Source organism: Magnetospirillum sp. 15-1 (assembly GCF_900184795.1).
Classification (GTDB): Bacteria; Pseudomonadota; Alphaproteobacteria; order Rhodospirillales; family Magnetospirillaceae; genus Phaeospirillum.
This window is the reverse complement of sequence record NZ_FXXN01000027.1, coordinates 178,996-196,719: the sequence shown is the minus strand read 5'-3', so window position 1 is coordinate 196,719 and position 17,724 is coordinate 178,996. Positions and strand designations below refer to the sequence as shown.

The following is a 17,724-nucleotide window of genomic DNA, read 5'->3' as shown; positions in this document are numbered from 1 at the left end:
CGGCGCGCCTTAAAATGAGGCGGGCCGCTCCAGCGCCCATTGAGGGCGCGGCCAAGGGCGCGGATGCGCCCGCCCGGCGAGGGAAAATGATAAAGCCCATAGCGTGATGCACATTTTGGGCATCACGCTATGGAACCCCGAGAAGCAAGGCCCCCTTCCCCACCGGGAAGGGGGCCTTTTCATTGCCTACTCCCCGTAAAGCTTGCGGAAGCCCTCGGTGACCTTGCCGATGAAGGTCGGGTCCTTGGTCTTCCAGTAGCGGGGATCGTTGATCATCTTCTTCAACTGCTCCTCGGTGCGGCCATCCTCGCCCGGCGGGATGGCGGCGCCCAGGGAGGGCTCCTCCGACAGCATCAGCCGGTGCATGGTCTTGACGCCGTCGGCGGTGGAGGCCAGGGCCTCATAGGCCGCCTTGGGCAGGTTGGCCTTGCCCCACGCCTTGATCTGGCGGGCGTTTTCCTGCCACTGGACATCGCCGCCGAAATGCTGCCGCAGATGTTCGATCTGACCGGCCTGATCGTGGCTGTCGGCCAGATGCTGCATCAGGGGCAGCAGCCGCTCGTGGGCCAGATCGTAGAGCAGCTGGGCCTGGGCCTGGGTGAAACCCGCCTGATGCAGACGCTGGTTAAGGCCCGGATCACTGGCCAGCGACGGGTGGGACGAGGAGATGGCGTACTGCTCGTGGCTGTCGGGAATGCCGACCGCCCGGCGGAAGGCGGCGAGCTCGTCGCCGGCCGCCTGGGGGCCGGGGACCCGCACCATGGACGAGGCGCGGCGCTCCAGGTCGCGATAGGCCCGCAGCAAGGCATCGACCCGCACCTGGCCGGCGGCGGCATCCCAGAACTTGGCGGGGACGTTTTCGGGGCGAGCGCCGTCGCCGGCATTATCGGCGGCGTCGGGAGGAAGGATGGAGTGGGAGATCATGATGTTCTGCTCCTTGATGGATGTTTGATCGAATGCCCTACGCCCCGACCCGGCCGCGCGCGGCCAGGGCCAGGAGGTGCAGGACCAGGTGACGCTGGCCTTCCAGATGGCGCAGCGCGTTGTCGCCGGACTCAGGCCCGAGGCAGCGGTCGAGGGTCAGGGCCTTCAGGTGCGAGACGATCGCCTCGCCGTCGGGCGTGGCGAACAGCCGGGCGGCCTGACGGGCGAGCAGCAGGGTGGCGTCCTCGTCGTGAAGCGCCCCCGGAGCGTCCAGCCATGTCCAGCCGGAGTCAGGCCGGGACATGGGCGCCTCCCTTCGCCGGAGTCGCGGCGGCCGCCGACGCCCCCAATCCGCGGATCACCCGTTCCAGCCCCCGAGGGTCGGGAAGGGGAGCATCGGGCGGCGCGGCGGAGCCGGGCTGGACCAGTTCGGACGGCACGTTGAAGGCCCGGGCCAGCCAGCGGGCGGCGGCCTCGGCATCGACGGTGGACAGCGCCGCCGGCCCCAGGCTGGACAGAGCACCCAGCCAGGAGAGTACGTTGCGGGCATCGCGTCGCCCCTGGTTCTGGGCCAGGGGCGAGCGGTACTGCAGGTCGATGGTCCGTCCGTCCACCGCCAGGGCGGGGATCTCGCCCCGCCGCCGCAGGATGTGGACGGCGCGCATGACCAGCGGCGTCAGCAACTCGCTCTGCAGGCGGCCATAGGTGGCTCCCAGCAGGCGGGCCATGTCGTCGGAACGCTGCAGGATCTCGGTGGCGGTAAGGGCCGGCGAGGCGGGCTGGCTCAGCTTGTCGCCCAGCAGGGCGTGGCGGATACGCCCGCGCAGGTCGTCCAGCACCAGTTGCGAGGTGTCGAAACGCCCCGGCGAGGTCAGCGGCTGCAGCCCGGCCGACCCCACCGCCTTGGGAATGATGGTGCCGGGCACCAGCTTGATGTTGGCGGGGTTGAGCACGCCGTCGTCATCGGCCTGCCAGATGCCGGTCACCGCGATGGTGGCGTTCTTCAGCACCAGTTCCACCACCTTGTTGGCGGTCTTGATGTCGGGCAGGGCCTTCATCACCGGCGAGCGGCCGTAGACCTCGCCCGGCGCCTTCAGCCAGCGGAAGTTGAGGAAGGGCGAGCTGGAAAACTGTCCGCGCCCCAGGACCAGTTCCGAGGACTCGTCGTCCAGCACGGCGGCGTAGGAATAGCCGCCGCGCACCGGAACCACCGCCTCGACCACGCCGAGGCGCAGATCGGGGTCCTCGGCCGCCGCCTTGACCACGTCTTCGGGCAGAACGGCGCGGGGAAAGCGGGCCTTCAGCGCCGCCACGGACAGTTCGCTGCGGCGGAAGGTGACGTCCAGGCGGCCGGCTCCCCCCTCCTCCAGCACCACCTGGCCCAGGGGAACCGAGGTGAAGCGGAAGGCCGAGGGCTCGCCGGGCGGCGCCTCCTCGAACAGCAGCGAGGCGGTGCCGCCGGTGACCGCGTCCAGATAGCACTGGTGCATCTCGATGGCGAAGTTGGAGCGGTCGAAGTGGGACTGCATGACCGCGGCCACCCGCTCCAGCAGCGGCGCCGCCTCGTCCCGCTGGTCGGCGGGCAGTTGGTCGCCGGCCGCCAGTCCGAACCACTGAGCCCAGGGCGGGGTCAGTTCCGACAGCAGGCTGGCCGCCAACTGGTCGACGCAATCGGGAGCGGTGCCGTCGAACAGGCGGTCGGCCTTGCGCTCGCCCGGAATGGTGCCGTGAAACATGCCGTCGCGCAGCGGCAAAGCGTAGTCGTAGCATTCCTGCCAATGGGATTCCCAACTGCCGCGCCGCTCCTTGGCCTTGCGGTAGCGCCGCAGCAGCACCGACGGATCGTCGCCGCCGGGGCCGAGCAGGGACTCGCCCAGGGCGGCCCTTTCCTCGCCCGCCTTGCGGCGGCCGCTTTCGTTGCCGTCCATGGTCATTCTCCCAACAGGGTCTTGGCCGCCCGATTGCCCGACGGCTGCAGCAATCCGGTCTCCGAAGTGGCGATGGTGCCCATCAGGCCGCGCCGGTTGCGGTTGATGGCCTCGAGGCGCTCCGCCGTCGCCTCGGCGGCGGGATCGGGCGCCGACGGCAGCACCACCGGTGCCGGCGCGGCAGCCGGCGGATCGGAAGAGAAGAAACCACCCATGGCATATCTCCTTACTGATTGATCATGTTTTGTTCCAGAAGACGGCCATATCCTCTCGCTCCGCCGCGGCGGAAGAGTGATTCGGGCATGGTTCTGGCGTTGATTTGGGAACACTAACCTTATAATTTTTGGATTTCAAGGATTTTTTTCCGCATTGCGTGAGGTGGTCATGCAACTGCCCCGGGGTCAGGACCCAACGTTCCTGCAACCCAAGCACCCGCTTCACCGCCTCGACACAGGAATAAAGACCGATGGGGCTGGGACGGCGCGGGGGTTGGCGCAATGTGGTCTCGACCACGATCAGCCCCTCCTGGGCACGCAGCCAGCCCAGCAGATCGGTGGCGGGATCGAGGGACCACACCTCCACCGAGGTGCGGTGGGCCAGCGGATTGACGCAGACCCAGGAATCCCCCAATTCCAGCAAGACGAAGCAGTGACGGAATCCCGGCCGCAACAGCCGCAGCCAGCCCAGATCGGCCTTGCCCGAGAACACCACCAGGGCGCGGGTGGCGGGCGGGCTCACGCGATGATCCCCTTGGCCCGCAGCGGCGCCTCCAGCCGGTCCAGCGCCTCCCGCCACAGGCGGCCGGCGATCTGGTCGCCGCCGATCGCCACACCGCTGTCGCAGCCGAAGCGGACAAGCACCCGCAGATGGGCGCCGCGCAGAATACGGTGACGATAGAGGCGCCGGACCTCCCGCGCGATGTCATCGGGGGCACAGGGTCGGACGACCGCGCCCAGCCCCGCCACGTAGCGCGCCCCCTCGTCGCGGGCCCGCTGGCACCGGGAATACCAGACCCAGGCGTCCTCGGGAGTGGTGAAGGGAACCCCCTCCTCCTCGTATGTTAGCTTTATAGACCGCCTTTGAGCCATCTTTGTTCTCTTCATATAGGATATAATCCCGTCTTTTGATGCCCTACCTCCAGAATAGAGTCAACGAAAAGGTTTATGTTCCTGTAGCACCGGGCGGCGAATTGCGGGACCATCTTCCCATGCTGAAGCACGCCGACATCTGGGCCGCCATTGACGCGCTTGCCCGTGACCACGGGCTGACAGCGTCGGCGCTTGCCCGGAAGGCCGGGCTGGACCCCACCACCTTCAACAAGAGCAAACGCATCACCCGCGAAGGCAAGCCCCGCTGGCCCTCGACGGAAAGCGTCGCCAAGGTGCTGGAGGCGACCGGGGCCAGCATGACCGCCTTCGTCGCCTATATCGAGGACATGGCCCAACCCCAGCATTCGGCCAGCACCATTCCGCTGGTCGGCTTCGCCCAGGCGGGTGATCGCGGCTATTTCGACGATGCCGGCTATCCGGTGGGGGGCGGCTGGGATGAGATTCCGTTTCCCGAGATCGGTGATCCCCACGCCTATGCGCTGGAGGTCAGCGGCGATTCCATGGAGCCCCTCTATCGCGACGGCGACGTGGTGATCGTCTCGCCCGCCGCCGGCGTGCGGCGCGGCGACCGGGTGGTGGTGCGCACCATCGAGGGTGAGGTGATGGTCAAGCAACTGGTGCGCCAGACCGCCAAGCGGATCGAACTGGCCTCGGTCAACCCGGCCCATGCCGGGCGCTCGCTGGCCGCCGAGGAGGTGGCGTGGATCGCCCGCATCCTGTGGTCCAGCCAGTAGGCGCCCGCCGCCCCTTGCACGCATGTTCTTTTTATGTTCTTATGCCGATCTTCGCTTGAGGAGACCGGCATGCCCGTCCGTTTCGCCTTTCGGCGGATGGACGCGGCGGAACGGCGCCATGACGGCCCCATCCCGCCCGCCGATTCCGCCGCCCCACCCTCGGGTCCGGCGCGGGCACGGCTGTTCCAGCGTCTGGCCGCCGAGCAGCGCGAGGATATCTCGCGCCGCCGGCAGTCCCTCAAGGCTACGGCCCCGGCCGATGACGCAGCCCTGTCCCGTGATCAGGAAAGGCTGCGCTTCTACCGCGACCAGGGCGCCGCCTGGACGGCGCCCCGGCCGGAATAGCGCTACCCGACGATGTGGGCGCCGCCGTCGATGTACAGCGTGGTGCCGGTCACCGACTTGGCCAGGTCGCTGACCAGATAGGCGGCGAAGGAACCGCAATCGTTGATGTCGGCCAGTTGATGGGTCGGCGCCTTCTGGGCGGCGGCGTCCATCAGCTCGTCGAAGCGGTCGATGCCCGAGGCGGCACGGGTCTTCAGCGGACCGGGCGACAGGGCGACGACGCGGATGCCCTTGGGCCCCAGCTCGTGGGCCAGGTACTTGGTGGTGCTTTCCAGCGCCGCCTTGACCGGTCCCATGACGTTGTAGTGCTCGACCACCTTGCGGCCACCGTAGAACGACACGGTGATCAGGCTGCCACCGTTCTTCATCAGCGGCTCGGCCAGCTTGGCGCAGCGCACGAACGAGAAGCACGACACGTCCATGGCCAGGGCGAACCCCTCGCGCGAGCAATCGGTCACCCGGCCGTGCAGGTCGTCGCGGTTGGCATAGGCGATGGAATGGATGACGAAGTCCAGCCGGCCCCACTTGTCCTCGATGGCCTTGAACACCGCTTCCAGCTGCCCGTCCTCGCGCACGTCGCAGGGCATGTAGATGGGAGCGTAGAGCTGTTCGGCCAGGGGGCGGACGTACTTGTCACTCTTCTCGTTGAGGTAGGTGATGGCCAGTTCCGCGCCGTAGGCGTGGCAATGGCGGGCGACGCCATAGGCGATGGACTGGTCGTTGGCGATGCCGATGATCAGGCCCTTCTTGCCGCGAAGGTCGAGAAGCGGCAGGGGCGCCGGGGCGCCGTTGGCAGTTCCGTTCATGATAAGCCCATCTCCAATAATCTTGCTGCAGTGCAGCATAGCCCTCCCCGCCGATGGCCTCAAGCGGTATGACCACAACCGCCCTGCATTTCGTACAACGGTAATATTCGGAAAACATTGAATGTTCGCCCCTTTGCCAACGGGCTTGACGCTTGGCCCGGCCCGGCGCTATGTCTTGACCGTGGTGATTTGTCCGACCGGATTGCGGCCACGTAAAACATTCCGCTAAAGAGGTCCGAGCGCTCCTTAAAGTCGAGCCCCGGCCCACTCCATGGTCGGGGCTTTTGTCTTCGGAGGTCATATGAGCAGCAGCGATTCCAAGCCGTCCCGCACCTGGCGCCCCCGCACCCTGGCGGTGCGCGGCGGATTGTCCCGCACCAATTTCCGCGAGACCTCGGAAGCCGTCTTCATGACCTCCGGCTATGTCTACGACAGCGCCGAGGAGGCCGAGGCGAGCTTCGACGGCACCCTGGACCGCATGGTCTATTCCCGCTTCAAGAACCCCACCGTCGCCATGTTCGAGCAGCGCCTGGCCGAGATCGAAGGCGCACCCGCCTGCCGCGCCACCGCATCGGGCATGGCCGCCGTGCATGCCGCCCTGCTTTGCCAGTTGCGGGCCGGCGACCGGGTGGTGGCCTCCAAGGCGCTGTTCGGCTCGTGCCACTGGATCATCAACGAGTTGCTGCCGCGCTACGGCGTCACGGGAGTGTTCGTGGACGGCACCGACCTGAACGCCTGGAAGGCGGCGCTGTCCCAGCCCACCGCCTGCGTCTTCCTCGAAACGCCGTCCAACCCGACGCTGGAGATCATCGATCTGGCCGCCGTGTGCGAACTGGCCCACAAGGCCGGCGCCAAGGTGGTGGTGGACAACGTCTTCGCCACGCCGATCCTCCAGAGCCCGCTGAAACTGGGCGCCGACATCGTCGTCTATTCCGCCACCAAGCACATGGACGGCCAGGGCCGCTGTCTCGGCGGCGCGGTGCTGGGCTCACAGGAATTCTGCGCCGACGTGCTGGGGCCCTTCCTGCGCAACACCGGCCCGGCCATCTCGCCGTTCAATGCCTGGGTGCTGCTCAAGGGCCTCGAGACCCTGGACCTGCGCATGGAGCGCCATTGCGCCAACGCCTTGAAGGTCGCCCGCTTCCTGGAGAGCCGCCCCGAAGTGGCCCGCGTGCTCTATCCCGGCCTGGAAAGCCACCCCCAGCACGAATTGGCCAAGCGGCAGATGCACGGCTGGGGCGGCATCGTCGGCATCGAGCTGAAAGGCGGCAAGCCGGCGGCCTACAAGCTGCTGAACGGCGTCGAACTGATCGACATCTCCAACAATCTGGGCGACGCCAAGAGCCTGATCACCCATCCCTGGACCACCACCCACCAGCGCCTGTCGCCCGAGGACAAGCATGCCATGGGCATTACCGAGGGGCTGCTGCGCCTGTCGGTGGGCCTGGAGGACGGCGATGATCTGGTCGAGGACCTGGCCCGCGCGCTGGAAAGCTGAAACCTGTCGATTCTGTTCGGTGGACAAATGCCGATGCCCGCCTGATATGATGGGCGTCGGTATTTTTCCGGACGGGGATTCCCATGTACAGCCAGACCACCCGAGATATCGAGGTGACGGTTAAGCCCTTCTACCTGGACGACCAGTCCTCGCCCGGCGACAACCACTTCGTCTGGGCCTATAGGGTGCGCATCGTCAACAAGGGCAGCCACACCGTCCAGCTAATGCGCCGCCACTGGGTCATCACCGACGCCATCGGCCGCGTGCAGGAGGTCAAGGGCCCCGGCGTGGTGGGCGAACAACCGGTGCTGCGCCCCGGCGACGCCTACGAATACACCTCGGGCACCCCGCTGCCCACGCCGTCCGGCATCATGGTCGGCACCTACGAGATGGAGGACGAGGACGGCTCGCCCTTCGACATCGCCATCCCCGCCTTCTCGCTGGACAGCCCGCACGAGAAACCGCGCCTGAACTAGCCGGGGGTTGCAAACCGACGGAGGCGCCTCCACATGCCGGATCGTGATCAACGCGAAAGGAATGCCGCCGTGAGCAACGACAGGACCTCCCTCACCCTGCCCAAGGAACTGCTCCCCGCCACCGGCCGTCACCTGGAAAAGCCGAGCCGGGAAGAAGCGGAAGAGGCGGTGCGCACCCTGCTGCGCTGGGCCGGCGACGACCCCGACCGCGAAGGTCTGGTCGGCACTCCCGACCGGGTGGTGCGCGCCTACGAGGAGTTTTTCTCCGGCTACGACCAGGACCCCACCGAGATCCTGCACCGCACCTTCGAGGAGACCGACGGCTACGACGAAATGGTGCTGCTGCGCGACATCCGCCTGGAATCCCATTGCGAGCACCACGTGGTACCGATCATCGGCAAGGCGCATGTGGCCTATCTGCCCAACCGCCGGGTGGTGGGTATCTCCAAGCTGGCCCGCGTGGTGGAAATCTATGCCCGCCGCCTGCAGATCCAGGAAAAGCTCACCGCCCAGATCGCCAACACCATCAATGACGTGCTGCAGCCCAAGGGCGTGGCGGTGGTCATCGAGGCCGCCCACCAGTGCATGACCACCCGCGGTATCCACAAACCCGGCGTCACCATGGTGACCAGCCGCATGCTGGGCGCCTTCCGCGACGACCCGGCGACCCGGCGCGAGTTCATGGCGCTGATCCACAACCAGCACTCGGGCGGCCTCTCCAACGTTTAGCCTAAGCCCTTCGGGCAGATTGCCCGAACGGTCGAACTGCCACACCCTCGACCCAACCATTGGGGGAGGGTGTGATGCGAATTCTGATTCTGGCGGCCGCCATGACGGCGTGGGTGGCTGGGACCGCCGCGGCGGAGCAGAGCGTGGACTATAAGGGGCGGCATATCCAAACCGCGCCCGGCGAGCAGGGTGGCGAATGTCTGGCCCTGGTGCGCAAGGCCATCGACATGACGGCGGAATTTCCGCCCAGGCAGCGGGCGCTGGCCGCCGAGGTCAAGGACCTGCGCTGCACCCCCATTCCCGAGGACAAGCGGACCAACGCGGTGGCGGACAACACCATCGGCGTCTACACCATGACCTCGCCCGACCGCCCCGGCGGCTATATCCGCTTTCCCCTGAAGCCCGGCAACCTGTCCGCCGCCGATGTGGCCATCTCGCTGATGGGCAACGGCAGCTATGCCCGCTGGCACCAGGGCTATCTGGCGGCCAAGGGTGATCCCGCCGCCAAGGCCACCGCTCAGCGATATCACGCCATCCTGACCAAGTCGGATCAGAAGGCCCTGATTTCGGCCGAATGCGAATTGCTGGAAAACCGCCGGGTGGCGACCAAGGCGCTGGACCTCGGCGAAAAGCGCCTGAGCGCCATCGGCCGCCAGATGTCCCTGCGCGGCTGCCCCTAGCCAGAGACTCCCCGGCCCCGGCTATTTCTTGGCCTTGCCCCTGGGCATGCGCGATTCCATCAGGGCATGCAGCTTGGTGTCGAACAGCCAGAGCATCACGCCCTCGCCGTCCTCCTTCATCTGGCCCTCGTTGGTGCCGTTCAGCCAGCGGACGAAATAGGGCACCTTCTGCACCGGCTGGCCCCAGCGCTCGGTCAGGAAGGCGAAGGTGGACGGGAAGGCATTGGGCTCCTGGCGGCCGACGATCTGGAAGATGCGCGGGCTGCCGGCCTCGTCCTCGATGGTCATGAACCACAGCTCGGTGGGAACGCCGCCCACCAGGGCCGGCCGCGGGCTCCAGTTGTTCTTGCCGTCATCCTGGAACAGGGCGCAGCGGTCCACCTTGGCCGAAACCATGGCGCCGACCATCATCAGCGGAGTCTTCTCCACCCCCGGCGGCTTTTCTGCATCCCAGCCGCACACCATCCTGGTGTTGGCAGGCAGCGCCGAGAAGCGCAACTGGTTGGCGCGCATGCCCAGTTGGGCCGGCCCCAGTTCCAGCGGCCTTGTGGTATCGGCGGCCCAGGCGGGCAGGCTGAGCAGAAGGGCGCACAGAAGGGTGGCAAAACGCATGACTGGCTACTCGCGGATGGCGGTTCCGGGGGACTTCATCAGCTTGCGCAGGCGGATGTCTCCTATCGCGACGGCGAATTCGTCCGGATACTTCTCGTCGATGAACATCAGGGTCTCGTGCTGCTCGTCCATCCAGCCGAGCACGCGCTCGGCCTTGGTGGAGGGCTCGCCCAGCATGGCGCCCAGCAGGCCGGCCGCCTTGTTCCATTCGGAATTGCGGCCCCACAGGCTGAGCTGAGCCAGACGATAACGCCCCTGGGAGCCCTGCTCCACGAAGATCAGCCACAGCCGCGCCTCGCCGAACACCGTCGTCACCCCGGCCACGACCCAATTGTCCTTGCCGTCGTCGGCGAAGACCGAACAGCGCCGCACGTGATCGGCCCCGCGCGAACGCTGGGGCTGCATCAGGCCGGGATTGGCCAGCCGGGGCTTGTCGGTATCGGATTCGCAGACGATGCGCCGGCCGGGCGCCAGCTTCATGGCGCGCACGTCCTCGAACAGCGCTCCGGGCTGCGGCAAGTCCTCGCCCAGGGCATGGATCACCTTCTGGTCGGCCCAGGCGGAGCCCGTTCCGAGCAGAGCGGCGACCATCGCGGGAATCCAAGACCGAGCCTTCATGGGTATCGCCCGTTCATTGTGCATGCGCGAAGTATGACACGCCCCCGCCGCGCCGTCATCGGGTCTCCGACGCAAGGGTCGCAAGCTTTCCTGACGCAGCCCTGTCGGCCCCCGACGGCAGGGGGGCCGAGCGGTCGGCTATCCAGGCGGCGATATCGTCGATCACCACCTGGGCCTGCAGGTCGCGCAGCAGCATGTGCCAGCCGCCGGCATAGAGGGCGGCGCGCTGGCTGTCGCCCAGATGGGGCAGGGCGGCCACCGCCGCCCAGGTGGGTTCGGGCGGGATGATCTCGTCCCTGGCGCCGTAAAGCAGCAGGGCGGGCAGCTCCAGGCGCGGCGCATCCTCTTGCGCGGCATCCATCAGGTCCACCATGCCGTGGATGGTATCCACCCGGGTTTCCTTGATCACCAGGGGATCGCGGGACAGGGCGCGCAGCATTTCGATATTGTCCGAGGGCTGGATCTTCAGCCCCCGCCCGGTCAGCGTCCAGCCCGGCGCGATGCGATAGCTCAGCCACAGAACGGCGCGCTGGAACAGCCCCATGCTCGAACGCCCCCACACCGCCGGAGCCGACAGGATGACGCCCTTCACCTCGGGCGGCGGCGCATGCACGGCGGCCTCGATGGCCACCGCCCCGCCCATGCTCTCGCCCAGCACATAAAGCGGCAGGCCGGGATGGCGGGCCTGCAGCAGATGGGCGGCGACGCGCAGATCGGCGGCCATGGTTTCGGTGGACGACCACCAGCCGGGATGCGGCGCCTGGCCGAAACCGCGCTGGTCATAGGCATGGACGGCGATCCCCCTGGCCGCCAGCGCCTTGCCCACCCCGTCGAAGGCGTTGGAATAGTCGTTCATGCCGTGGACGGCGACGATCACCGCCTTGGGCTCGCCCGGCGGCAGCCACGACCGCAACGGCAGGCGCGCCCCGTCGGCGGCGACGATGGCATCGGCCTCGAGGGCGGCGGAACGGATGTCGGGACCGGCGGGATAGGTGGCGGCGGCGCAGGCGGAGAGCAACAACCCCATCAGCAGGCCTCCCAGCGCACGCATTATTTTGATGAGGTCAGTTGCAGGAAGATGTCCTCCAGGTCGGTTTCCTCGGTGGACAGGTCGGCGATGGAGAGGCCGGCGGCGGTGAAGGCGTCGAGGATGCGGCCCATGGGCGTGGCGGAGGGGCGATAACGCAACAGCAGCCGCCTGGCATCCAGCCGCTCGGGTCCGAAAGGCGCCAGCTCGGCCGGTATCTCCGCCAGATCGGCGGCCAGGGTGATGGTCAGCGCCTTGCCGTCGATGCGCTTCAGGAGATTGGGCGTGGAATCGCAGGCCACCAGCTTGCCGTGGTTGATGATGGCGATGCGGTCGCACAGCTCCTCCGCCTCCTCCAGGTAATGGGTGGTCAGGATGACGGTGGTGCCTTGGGCGTTCAGTTCGCGCACATAGGCCCACAATTGCTGCCGAAGCTCGATGTCGACGCCGGCGGTCGGCTCGTCCAGGATCAGCACCGGCGGAGTGTGAACCATGGCCTTGGCCACCAGCAACCGGCGGCGCATGCCACCCGACAGCGTCCGGGCATAGGCGCCGGCCTTGTCGGCCAGCCCCACCGCCTCGAGAATCTCCATGGTGCGGCGCTCGGCCTTGGGCACGCCGTACATGCCGGCCTGCACGTCCAGCAGTTCGCGCGGCGTGAAGAAGGGGTCCAGGTTCAGTTCCTGCGGCACCACGCCGATGGCCGCCTTGGCACCGCGCGCGTCCAGGTCGATATCGCGGTCCCAGATCGTCACCCGACCTTCGCTTTTCAGCACCAGTCCGGCCAGGATGTTGATGAAGGTGCTCTTGCCCGCCCCGTTGGGGCCGAGGAGGCCGAAGAACGAGCCGCGGGGAACGGACAGGCTGACCCCGTCCAGAGCGCGCTTGTCACCGCCCCGGCCGCGATAGACCTTGACCAGGGAGTGGGCCTCCACCGCCGATTCGGGCAGGGTGGCGTGAGAGAGTGATTGAACCATGGCCGCCAATGGGTATCATCCGGCCAACACCTCGGTCAACGGAGCACCCATGTCTTCCGCTTCCACCCAGCCCGCCGCCGCCTTCGACACCGTCACCGTCTCCACCGCCAAGGTCGCCTGTGACGGCGACGTGGCCAACGGTCTCGGCCATCCCCGCGTCTTTCTCGACCTGACGGCCGAGGGCAAGATCGTGTGCCCCTATTGCTCGCGGACCTACGTGCTGGCCGAGGGCGCCAAGATCGGTCACCATTGACCACTCCCCGCCACGTAACCCTGATCGACGGCTCGGGGTTCATCTTCCGGGCCTTCCACGGCCTGCCGCCCATGACGCGGCCGGACGGCACGCCGGTCAACGCCGTCTACGGCTTCACCACCATGCTGATGAAGCTGCTGGCCGACAGCCAGTCCGATCACGTGGCGGTGATCTTCGACTCGTCGCGCCAGACCTTCCGCAGCGAGATCTACCCCGAGTACAAGGCCCACCGCCCGCCGGCCCCCGAGGAACTGGTGCCCCAGTTCCCCCTGGTGCGCGAGGCGACGCGGGCCTTCGACCTGCCGGCCATCGAGCTGGAGGGCTTCGAGGCCGACGATCTGATCGCCACCTATGCCCGTCTGGCCGTCGAGGCCGGGGCACAGGTCACCATCGTCTCGTCCGACAAGGACCTGATGCAGTTGGTGGGCGACGGGGTCGAGATGTACGACCCCATGAAGAACCGCGTCATCGGCGAGGCCGAAGTGCGCGAGAAGTTCGGCGTTCCGCCGGATAAGGTGGTCGACGTCCAGGCGCTGTGCGGCGATTCCTCGGACAACGTGCCGGGCGTGCCGGGCATCGGCGTCAAGACCGCCGCCCAATTGATCGAGGAATACGGCGACCTCGACACCCTGCTGGCCCGCGCCGGCGAGATCAAGCAGCCCAAGCGCCGCGAAACCCTGCTGGCCAATGCCGATCTGGCCCGCATCTCGCGCCAGTTGGTGCGCCTGCGCACCGATGCGCCGGTGCCGGTGCCGTTGGCCGATCTGGACGTCAAGCCGCCGGCCCCGGAAAAGCTGGCCGCCTTCTGCGCCGCCCAGGGCTTCAGGTCGCTGATGGGCCGCCTCAACGCCAAGATTCCCAACGCCCCCACCGCCACGCGGGCGATCGTGACGCCGGCGGCGGCCGAAGCGCCGTCCCTGCCGCCCCAGGTGGCGACCGCCTACGAACTGGTCACCGACCTCGCCGCCCTGGAAAGCTGGATCGCCCGGGCCGCCGAGGCCGGACTGGTGGGCTTCGACACCGAGACCACTGGCCTCGACCCCTTGCGCGCCCGGCTGGTGGGCGTGTCCCTGGCCGTCGCCCCCGGGCGGGCCTGCTACATCCCGGTGATGCACGCTCCGCCTCAGGCCCAGGGCGACCTGCTCGGCGGTCTGGACGGCCCCGCCGCCGACGCCCCCACGCCGATCCCCGCCGACCTGACCCTGGCGCGCCTGAAGCCGCTGCTGGCCGATCCCTCGGTGCTGAAGGTCGGCCACAACATCAAGTACGACATGCAGGTGATGGCCGGGCTGGGCCTGACGGTGGAGCCCTTCGACGACACCATGCTGCTGTCCTACGTGATCGACGGCGCCAGCCACGGCCACGGGCTGGACGAGCTGTGCCTGCTGCATTTCGGCCACGCCAACATTCCCTTCTCCCAGGTCTGCGGCACCGGACGCAATCAGGTGACCTTCGACCGGGTGCCGCTGGACAAGGCCCGCGACTACGCCGCCGAGGACGCGGACATGACGCTGCGCCTGCACGCGGCCCTCAAGCCGCGTCTGCTGGCCGAGCGCATGGTCACCGTCTACGAGACCCTGGAACGCCCGCTGGTGCCGGTGATCGCCGCCATGGAGCGTGACGGCATCAGGGTGGACCGCGCCCAGTTGATGGCCCTGTCCGAGGATTTCGGCCGCCGCCTGACCGAGCTGGAGACCGAGGTGGTGGCGCTGAACGGCGGCGAGGCCTTCAACCTGGCCTCACCGCAGCAATTGGGCAAGGTGCTGTTCGAGACCCTGAATCTCCCCGGCGGCAAGAAGACCAAGACCGGCCAGTGGGCCACCGGCGCCGACGTGCTGGAGGATTTGGCGCCTTTGCATCCCCTGCCCGCCCGCCTGCTGGACTGGCGCCAGTTGTCCAAGCTGAAGGGCACCTACACCGATGCCCTGGTGGCCCAGATCAACCCGGCCACGGGGCGCGTCCACACCTCCTATGCCCTGGCCGCCACCACCACCGGACGGCTGTCGTCGTCGGACCCCAACCTGCAGAACATTCCCATCCGCAGCGAAGAAGGCCGCAAGATCCGCCACGCCTTCGTGGCCGAGCCGGGCAGGAAACTGATCTCCGCCGACTATTCACAGATCGAGCTGCGCCTCGTCGCCCACGTGGCGAAGATCGAGGGCCTGCGCGACGCCTTCGCCCATGACCAGGACATCCACGCCATCACCGCGAGCCAGGTGTTCGGCGTGCCGGTCGAAGGGATCGATCCGTCGCTGCGGCGCCGGGCCAAGGCCATCAATTTCGGCATCATCTACGGCATCAGCGCCTTTGGGCTGGCCGCCCAGCTGGGTATTCCCCAGGGCGAGGCCAAGGCCTATATCGAGGCCTATTTCGCCCGCTATCCCGAAATCCGCGCCTATATGGAACGGACCAAGGAGGAAGCGCGTGAGAACGGCTTCGTCACCACCCTGTTCGGCCGCAAGGTCTATACGCCGGGCATCAAGGACAAGAACGGCGCCATGCGGGCCTTCGCCGAACGTGCCGCCATCAACGGCCCCATTCAGGGCGGCGCCGCCGACATCATCAAGCGGGCCATGATTCGCCTGCCCGCCGCCCTGGCGGAGGCTGGCCTGTCGGCCCGCCTGCTGCTCCAGGTTCATGACGAACTGGTCCTCGAAACCCCCGAGACCGAGGCCGAGGCCGCCGTTTCGGTGGTCAGGCGGATCATGGAAGCCGCCGCCACCCTCTCCGTCCCCCTGCTGGTCGAAGCCGGCATCGCCGACAGTTGGGACGCGGCGCACTGAGGGAAAAGCCGTGCGAAGGGCCGGGGCCCTTCGCACGCACCTTGATTCCATCGCCGCCGCGACGTCGACAGCCTATGCGGGCACATACCTTCGCCATGATAACCTGCGGGCGAAATGTCGTTTATGCAAACCTCATAATTACATTCTGTTTACGTGGCGTTTAATAAATGAACGCAATAACGGGCGCAGTATTACAATACTCATATTTGTAATGCGGACATTATTCTATTGCGGACACGACTCCCAGGGACATACCATTGCCCTATCAAAGTCCTTGTCATCGGGATAAGGCGAAGCGGCCCGACGACGGCCTGGAAGGGGGAATGTCATGGACGCTGCGACGTTGGAGATGGTGTTGACCGCCTACGACGAAACGGTTCAGGATGCCCTGGCGGCCGGACACGGCGACGGCGTTGCCCATACCGAGGGCCTGACCGCGGCGGCCATGCTGCTGGCGGCGGTCACCGGAGTGGAGGATTCCGCCGCCCGCACCGAGGTCGAGGCGCTTGATCCCAGGAAGAGGCTCGCCGCCTAAAAGGCGGTGACGACGGTTTCGTGGATGATGTGAAAGCCATGATCGAGACTCTCATCGAGGAAAAGACCCGGCTCGATTCCGAGCTGGATGCGGCGCTTCACACCTTCGCCGAGTACGAGGAAGGCATGAATGTCCGCTGGCAGACCGCCGACCCCGTCCAGCGCCAGGCGCTGATGAACGAGCGCAACGAGGTCGAGGAACAGTTGGGCATCGTCACCATCGTGATGCGGCTCGACGAAATCCGCGAGCAGTTGGACGCCCTGCGCCAGCAGGTGGCCTGAACCCGCCGCCTCACTCACTTCATCCTGACGCGATAGCGCAGCACCGCCTCCCCCTTGGCCGGAACGGACACCGTCCAGTGGACCTGGGCGGCGTTGTCCTTGGCATGGGGAAGGCTCTCCTCCAGCACCAGCCAGTCCGAACGGAAGGCCTCGCGCACCGTGACCGCCGCCGCCTGCTCGCCGCCATTGGCCAGCCGCACCTCCCACGCGGTTTCCGTCACCTCGGCCGAGACCTTCTGAAAGTCGGTCTGCACCCGCCTCGCGGTAACGTCGAAGGACTGCCCCAGGGTCAGCCTGGCCTCGCCGCCTTCAGGCAGGGCCGGCATCTGCTCCTCGCCCAGCAGCACCGGCTCGCCGCCGGGGCCGCGCATGGTCACCCGGATGGGGCCGCCGGGCAGCGGCTTGCCCAGCCCGGCCTTGGCGGTGTTGGCGAAGGACAGACGCAGCACCGGATGCTGGGCCCGGACATCCAACGCCCGCGACAGGAAGAGGTGGGCGGCCTGCGGGTCGAGGACCAGTTCGCGGCTGACCGTTATCTGGGCGGGAGGCAGCAGCGGAACCTGCCGGCTTTCACCGTCACGCAGGGTAACCGGCCGGGGCAGGGTGTAGACGTGATAGGGGCCGATCGCCTCGCGCATGGGGCTGGGCGCCGCATCGGCCATGGCGCGGGCCATCAGTTTGGGAGCGCCGCCGCCGGATTGGGTCGAGCCGGCGACCAGACGCAGGGTGGCGTCGGTGAAATCGGTACCGCTGGCATTGCTGAGATCTGCCCAGACGGTCAGGGCCAGATGGTCGCCCTTCAACTCGCCGCTGGCCAGGGAGGTCCAGGCCAGGCCGTCGGCGGCATAGGACAGTTCGATCTCCCGCCGCCCGGCCGCTTCCGCCTCCACCTGGGCGCGGAACGACGGACGCGGGGTCAGACCGGGCGCCAGGGCGTCATAGACGATACGGGCAGGCTGCCCGGCCACCACCTTGCCGTCCGCCTCGAACAGCGGCGTTCCCTCGGCGGCCAGCACCTTAGCCTGTTGCGGCGGGTCGCCGCCGTCCCAGATCACCGAGACCGTGCGGCCGAGATGGGCGGCCAGTTGCCGCTCCGCCGACAGGGCGCCGGGATCGATCCACCGCTCGGCCACCGTCAGGCCCGGCCCCTCGATGGTGGCGCTGCCCGGACGGACGGTCCGGGGAATGCCGTCGAAAATCACGGTGGAGCCGCCCTTCTCCAGCACGGCCGGCCGCCGGTCGCGGACCAGGGCCGGGCCATCCTGATGCAGGGTGAGCGACAGCGTGGAGCGCTCGGCGGAGGGAGCGGAAATCTCGGCGGCGGATGCGGTGACCGGAATGGTCAGGGCAAGCAGCAGGGCGACACGATGGGACATGGACCGGACTCCAGGGCTGACGTCTCAACCCTG

At 67.5% G+C, this 17,724-nt stretch carries 22 protein-coding genes and 1 riboswitch; of the genes, 10 read left to right on the top strand and 12 right to left on the bottom strand.

Annotated elements, in window-relative coordinates:
• Positions 1-186: 186 nt before the first annotated feature.
• From CP958_RS19165 to CP958_RS19140, 6 genes are read right to left on the bottom strand one after another with little or no spacing between them, the layout of a single operon-like run.
• Complete coding sequence (locus CP958_RS19165; RefSeq protein ID WP_096703806.1) at positions 187-924, bottom strand: hypothetical protein; 738 nt, start codon at positions 922-924, stop codon at positions 187-189.
• Between the two features lie 37 nt (positions 925-961).
• Entirely contained in the window at positions 962-1,228 is a 267-nt protein-coding gene (locus CP958_RS19160) for a hypothetical protein (RefSeq protein WP_096703805.1), read from the bottom strand.
• Positions 1,215-2,852, bottom strand: a complete 1,638-nt coding sequence (locus CP958_RS19155) for a portal protein (RefSeq protein WP_096703804.1) — start codon at positions 2,850-2,852, stop codon at positions 1,215-1,217. The genes CP958_RS19160 and CP958_RS19155 overlap by 14 nt, the downstream gene beginning before the upstream one ends.
• A gap of 2 nt (positions 2,853-2,854) precedes the next feature.
• Complete coding sequence (locus tag CP958_RS19150) at positions 2,855-3,067, bottom strand: hypothetical protein (RefSeq protein WP_096703803.1); 213 nt, start codon at positions 3,065-3,067, stop codon at positions 2,855-2,857.
• A 22-nt stretch (positions 3,068-3,089) separates the two neighbouring features.
• On the bottom strand, positions 3,090-3,590 hold the full coding sequence (locus CP958_RS19145) for a hypothetical protein (RefSeq protein ID WP_096703802.1): 501 nt from the start codon (positions 3,588-3,590) through the stop codon (positions 3,090-3,092).
• On the bottom strand, positions 3,587-3,940 hold the full coding sequence (locus CP958_RS19140) for a hypothetical protein (protein ID WP_096703801.1): 354 nt from the start codon (positions 3,938-3,940) through the stop codon (positions 3,587-3,589). The genes CP958_RS19145 and CP958_RS19140 overlap by 4 nt, the downstream gene beginning before the upstream one ends.
• 119 nt (positions 3,941-4,059) lie before the next feature.
• Between CP958_RS19140 and CP958_RS19135 the strand changes: the two genes are divergently transcribed.
• Entirely contained in the window at positions 4,060-4,695 is a 636-nt protein-coding gene (locus tag CP958_RS19135; protein WP_096703800.1) for a helix-turn-helix transcriptional regulator, read from the top strand.
• A gap of 69 nt (positions 4,696-4,764) precedes the next feature.
• A complete protein-coding gene (locus CP958_RS19130) occupies positions 4,765-5,040 on the top strand; it encodes a hypothetical protein (RefSeq protein WP_096703799.1) in 276 nt (91 codons plus the stop codon).
• 2 nt (positions 5,041-5,042) lie between these two features.
• Here CP958_RS19130 and fabI read toward each other — a convergent pair whose 3' ends face one another.
• Positions 5,043-5,846 (bottom strand): enoyl-ACP reductase FabI, encoded by an 804-nt coding sequence (fabI, locus tag CP958_RS19125; protein WP_096703798.1) that lies wholly within the window; start codon positions 5,844-5,846, stop codon positions 5,043-5,045.
• A gap of 171 nt (positions 5,847-6,017) precedes the next feature.
• Positions 6,018-6,096, top strand: a riboswitch (SAM riboswitch).
• 51 nt (positions 6,097-6,147) lie between these two features.
• On the opposite strand from fabI, the gene metZ reads away from it, so the two are divergent.
• The 4 genes from metZ (at position 6,148) to CP958_RS19105 (ending at position 9,229) form a co-directional block, all read left to right on the top strand.
• Positions 6,148-7,344, top strand: a complete 1,197-nt coding sequence (metZ, locus tag CP958_RS19120) for an O-succinylhomoserine sulfhydrylase (RefSeq protein ID WP_096703797.1) — start codon at positions 6,148-6,150, stop codon at positions 7,342-7,344.
• An 83-nt stretch (positions 7,345-7,427) separates the two neighbouring features.
• On the top strand, positions 7,428-7,820 hold the full coding sequence (gene apaG / locus CP958_RS19115; RefSeq protein ID WP_096703796.1) for a Co2+/Mg2+ efflux protein ApaG: 393 nt from the start codon (positions 7,428-7,430) through the stop codon (positions 7,818-7,820).
• 69 nt (positions 7,821-7,889) lie between these two features.
• Positions 7,890-8,549 carry a GTP cyclohydrolase I FolE gene (gene folE / locus CP958_RS19110; RefSeq protein WP_242442999.1) on the top strand — a complete coding sequence of 220 codons (660 nt, stop codon included), beginning with the start codon at positions 7,890-7,892 and terminating at the stop codon, positions 8,547-8,549.
• Positions 8,550-8,623: 74 nt separating this feature from the next.
• Positions 8,624-9,229: a hypothetical protein gene (locus CP958_RS19105; RefSeq protein WP_242442998.1), complete on the top strand. Its 606-nt coding sequence runs from the start codon at positions 8,624-8,626 to the stop codon at positions 9,227-9,229.
• A gap of 21 nt (positions 9,230-9,250) precedes the next feature.
• On the opposite strand, the gene CP958_RS19100 is transcribed toward CP958_RS19105, so the two are convergent.
• The 4 genes from CP958_RS19100 to CP958_RS19085 all read right to left on the bottom strand — a co-directional run bounded on the left by CP958_RS19100 (position 9,251) and on the right by CP958_RS19085 (position 12,463).
• Positions 9,251-9,841 carry a hypothetical protein gene (locus tag CP958_RS19100; protein ID WP_096703795.1) on the bottom strand — a complete coding sequence of 197 codons (591 nt, stop codon included), beginning with the start codon at positions 9,839-9,841 and terminating at the stop codon, positions 9,251-9,253.
• A gap of 6 nt (positions 9,842-9,847) precedes the next feature.
• Positions 9,848-10,432 (bottom strand): hypothetical protein, encoded by a 585-nt coding sequence (locus tag CP958_RS19095; protein ID WP_242442997.1) that lies wholly within the window; start codon positions 10,430-10,432, stop codon positions 9,848-9,850.
• Between the two features lie 82 nt (positions 10,433-10,514).
• Positions 10,515-11,486 carry an alpha/beta hydrolase gene (locus CP958_RS19090; protein WP_242442996.1) on the bottom strand — a complete coding sequence of 324 codons (972 nt, stop codon included), beginning with the start codon at positions 11,484-11,486 and terminating at the stop codon, positions 10,515-10,517.
• A gap of 23 nt (positions 11,487-11,509) precedes the next feature.
• Entirely contained in the window at positions 11,510-12,463 is a 954-nt protein-coding gene (locus CP958_RS19085; protein ID WP_096703792.1) for an ABC transporter ATP-binding protein, read from the bottom strand.
• A gap of 49 nt (positions 12,464-12,512) precedes the next feature.
• Between CP958_RS19085 and CP958_RS19080 the strand changes: the two genes are divergently transcribed.
• The 4 genes from CP958_RS19080 (at position 12,513) to CP958_RS19065 (ending at position 16,315) form a co-directional block, all read left to right on the top strand.
• On the top strand, positions 12,513-12,716 hold the full coding sequence (locus tag CP958_RS19080) for a zinc-finger domain-containing protein (protein ID WP_096704183.1): 204 nt from the start codon (positions 12,513-12,515) through the stop codon (positions 12,714-12,716).
• Positions 12,713-15,499, top strand: a complete 2,787-nt coding sequence (polA, locus tag CP958_RS19075; RefSeq protein WP_096703791.1) for a DNA polymerase I — start codon at positions 12,713-12,715, stop codon at positions 15,497-15,499. The genes CP958_RS19080 and polA overlap by 4 nt, the downstream gene beginning before the upstream one ends.
• 328 nt (positions 15,500-15,827) lie before the next feature.
• Positions 15,828-16,034 carry a hypothetical protein gene (locus tag CP958_RS19070; protein ID WP_096703790.1) on the top strand — a complete coding sequence of 69 codons (207 nt, stop codon included), beginning with the start codon at positions 15,828-15,830 and terminating at the stop codon, positions 16,032-16,034.
• Positions 16,035-16,072: 38 nt separating this feature from the next.
• Positions 16,073-16,315, top strand: a complete 243-nt coding sequence (locus tag CP958_RS19065; protein WP_096703789.1) for a hypothetical protein — start codon at positions 16,073-16,075, stop codon at positions 16,313-16,315.
• 14 nt (positions 16,316-16,329) lie between these two features.
• Here the strand turns inward: CP958_RS19065 and CP958_RS19060 are convergent, their stop codons facing one another.
• The gene (locus tag CP958_RS19060; protein ID WP_096703788.1) at positions 16,330-17,691 is read right to left on the bottom strand and encodes a DUF4139 domain-containing protein; all 1,362 of its coding nucleotides are present in this window, start codon (positions 17,689-17,691) and stop codon (positions 16,330-16,332) included.
• Between the last annotated feature and the right edge of the window lie 33 nt (positions 17,692-17,724).

What these genes read in the sequence shown, in the direction of transcription:
- CP958_RS19165 (WP_096703806.1), bottom strand. Translation starts at nt 924, where the DNA reads ATGATCTCCCACTCCATCCTTCCTCCCGACGCCGCCGATAATGCCGGC.
- CP958_RS19160 (WP_096703805.1), bottom strand. Translation starts at nt 1,228, where the DNA reads ATGTCCCGGCCTGACTCCGGCTGGACATGGCTGGACGCTCCGGGGGCG.
- CP958_RS19155 (WP_096703804.1), bottom strand. Translation starts at nt 2,852, where the DNA reads ATGGACGGCAACGAAAGCGGCCGCCGCAAGGCGGGCGAGGAAAGGGCC.
- CP958_RS19150 (WP_096703803.1), bottom strand. Translation starts at nt 3,067, where the DNA reads ATGGGTGGTTTCTTCTCTTCCGATCCGCCGGCTGCCGCGCCGGCACCG.
- CP958_RS19140 (WP_096703801.1), bottom strand. Translation starts at nt 3,940, where the DNA reads ATGGCTCAAAGGCGGTCTATAAAGCTAACATACGAGGAGGAGGGGGTT.
- CP958_RS19135 (WP_096703800.1), top strand. Translation starts at nt 4,060, where the DNA reads ATGCTGAAGCACGCCGACATCTGGGCCGCCATTGACGCGCTTGCCCGT.
- CP958_RS19130 (WP_096703799.1), top strand. Translation starts at nt 4,765, where the DNA reads ATGCCCGTCCGTTTCGCCTTTCGGCGGATGGACGCGGCGGAACGGCGC.
- fabI (WP_096703798.1), bottom strand. Translation starts at nt 5,846, where the DNA reads ATGAACGGAACTGCCAACGGCGCCCCGGCGCCCCTGCCGCTTCTCGAC.
- metZ (WP_096703797.1), top strand. Translation starts at nt 6,148, where the DNA reads ATGAGCAGCAGCGATTCCAAGCCGTCCCGCACCTGGCGCCCCCGCACC.
- apaG (WP_096703796.1), top strand. Translation starts at nt 7,428, where the DNA reads ATGTACAGCCAGACCACCCGAGATATCGAGGTGACGGTTAAGCCCTTC.
- CP958_RS19105 (WP_242442998.1), top strand. Translation starts at nt 8,624, where the DNA reads ATGCGAATTCTGATTCTGGCGGCCGCCATGACGGCGTGGGTGGCTGGG.
- CP958_RS19100 (WP_096703795.1), bottom strand. Translation starts at nt 9,841, where the DNA reads ATGCGTTTTGCCACCCTTCTGTGCGCCCTTCTGCTCAGCCTGCCCGCC.
- CP958_RS19095 (WP_242442997.1), bottom strand. Translation starts at nt 10,432, where the DNA reads ATGGTCGCCGCTCTGCTCGGAACGGGCTCCGCCTGGGCCGACCAGAAG.
- CP958_RS19090 (WP_242442996.1), bottom strand. Translation starts at nt 11,486, where the DNA reads ATGGGGTTGTTGCTCTCCGCCTGCGCCGCCGCCACCTATCCCGCCGGT.
- CP958_RS19085 (WP_096703792.1), bottom strand. Translation starts at nt 12,463, where the DNA reads ATGGTTCAATCACTCTCTCACGCCACCCTGCCCGAATCGGCGGTGGAG.
- CP958_RS19080 (WP_096704183.1), top strand. Translation starts at nt 12,513, where the DNA reads ATGTCTTCCGCTTCCACCCAGCCCGCCGCCGCCTTCGACACCGTCACC.
- CP958_RS19070 (WP_096703790.1), top strand. Translation starts at nt 15,828, where the DNA reads ATGGACGCTGCGACGTTGGAGATGGTGTTGACCGCCTACGACGAAACG.
- CP958_RS19065 (WP_096703789.1), top strand. Translation starts at nt 16,073, where the DNA reads ATGATCGAGACTCTCATCGAGGAAAAGACCCGGCTCGATTCCGAGCTG.
- CP958_RS19060 (WP_096703788.1), bottom strand. Translation starts at nt 17,691, where the DNA reads ATGTCCCATCGTGTCGCCCTGCTGCTTGCCCTGACCATTCCGGTCACC.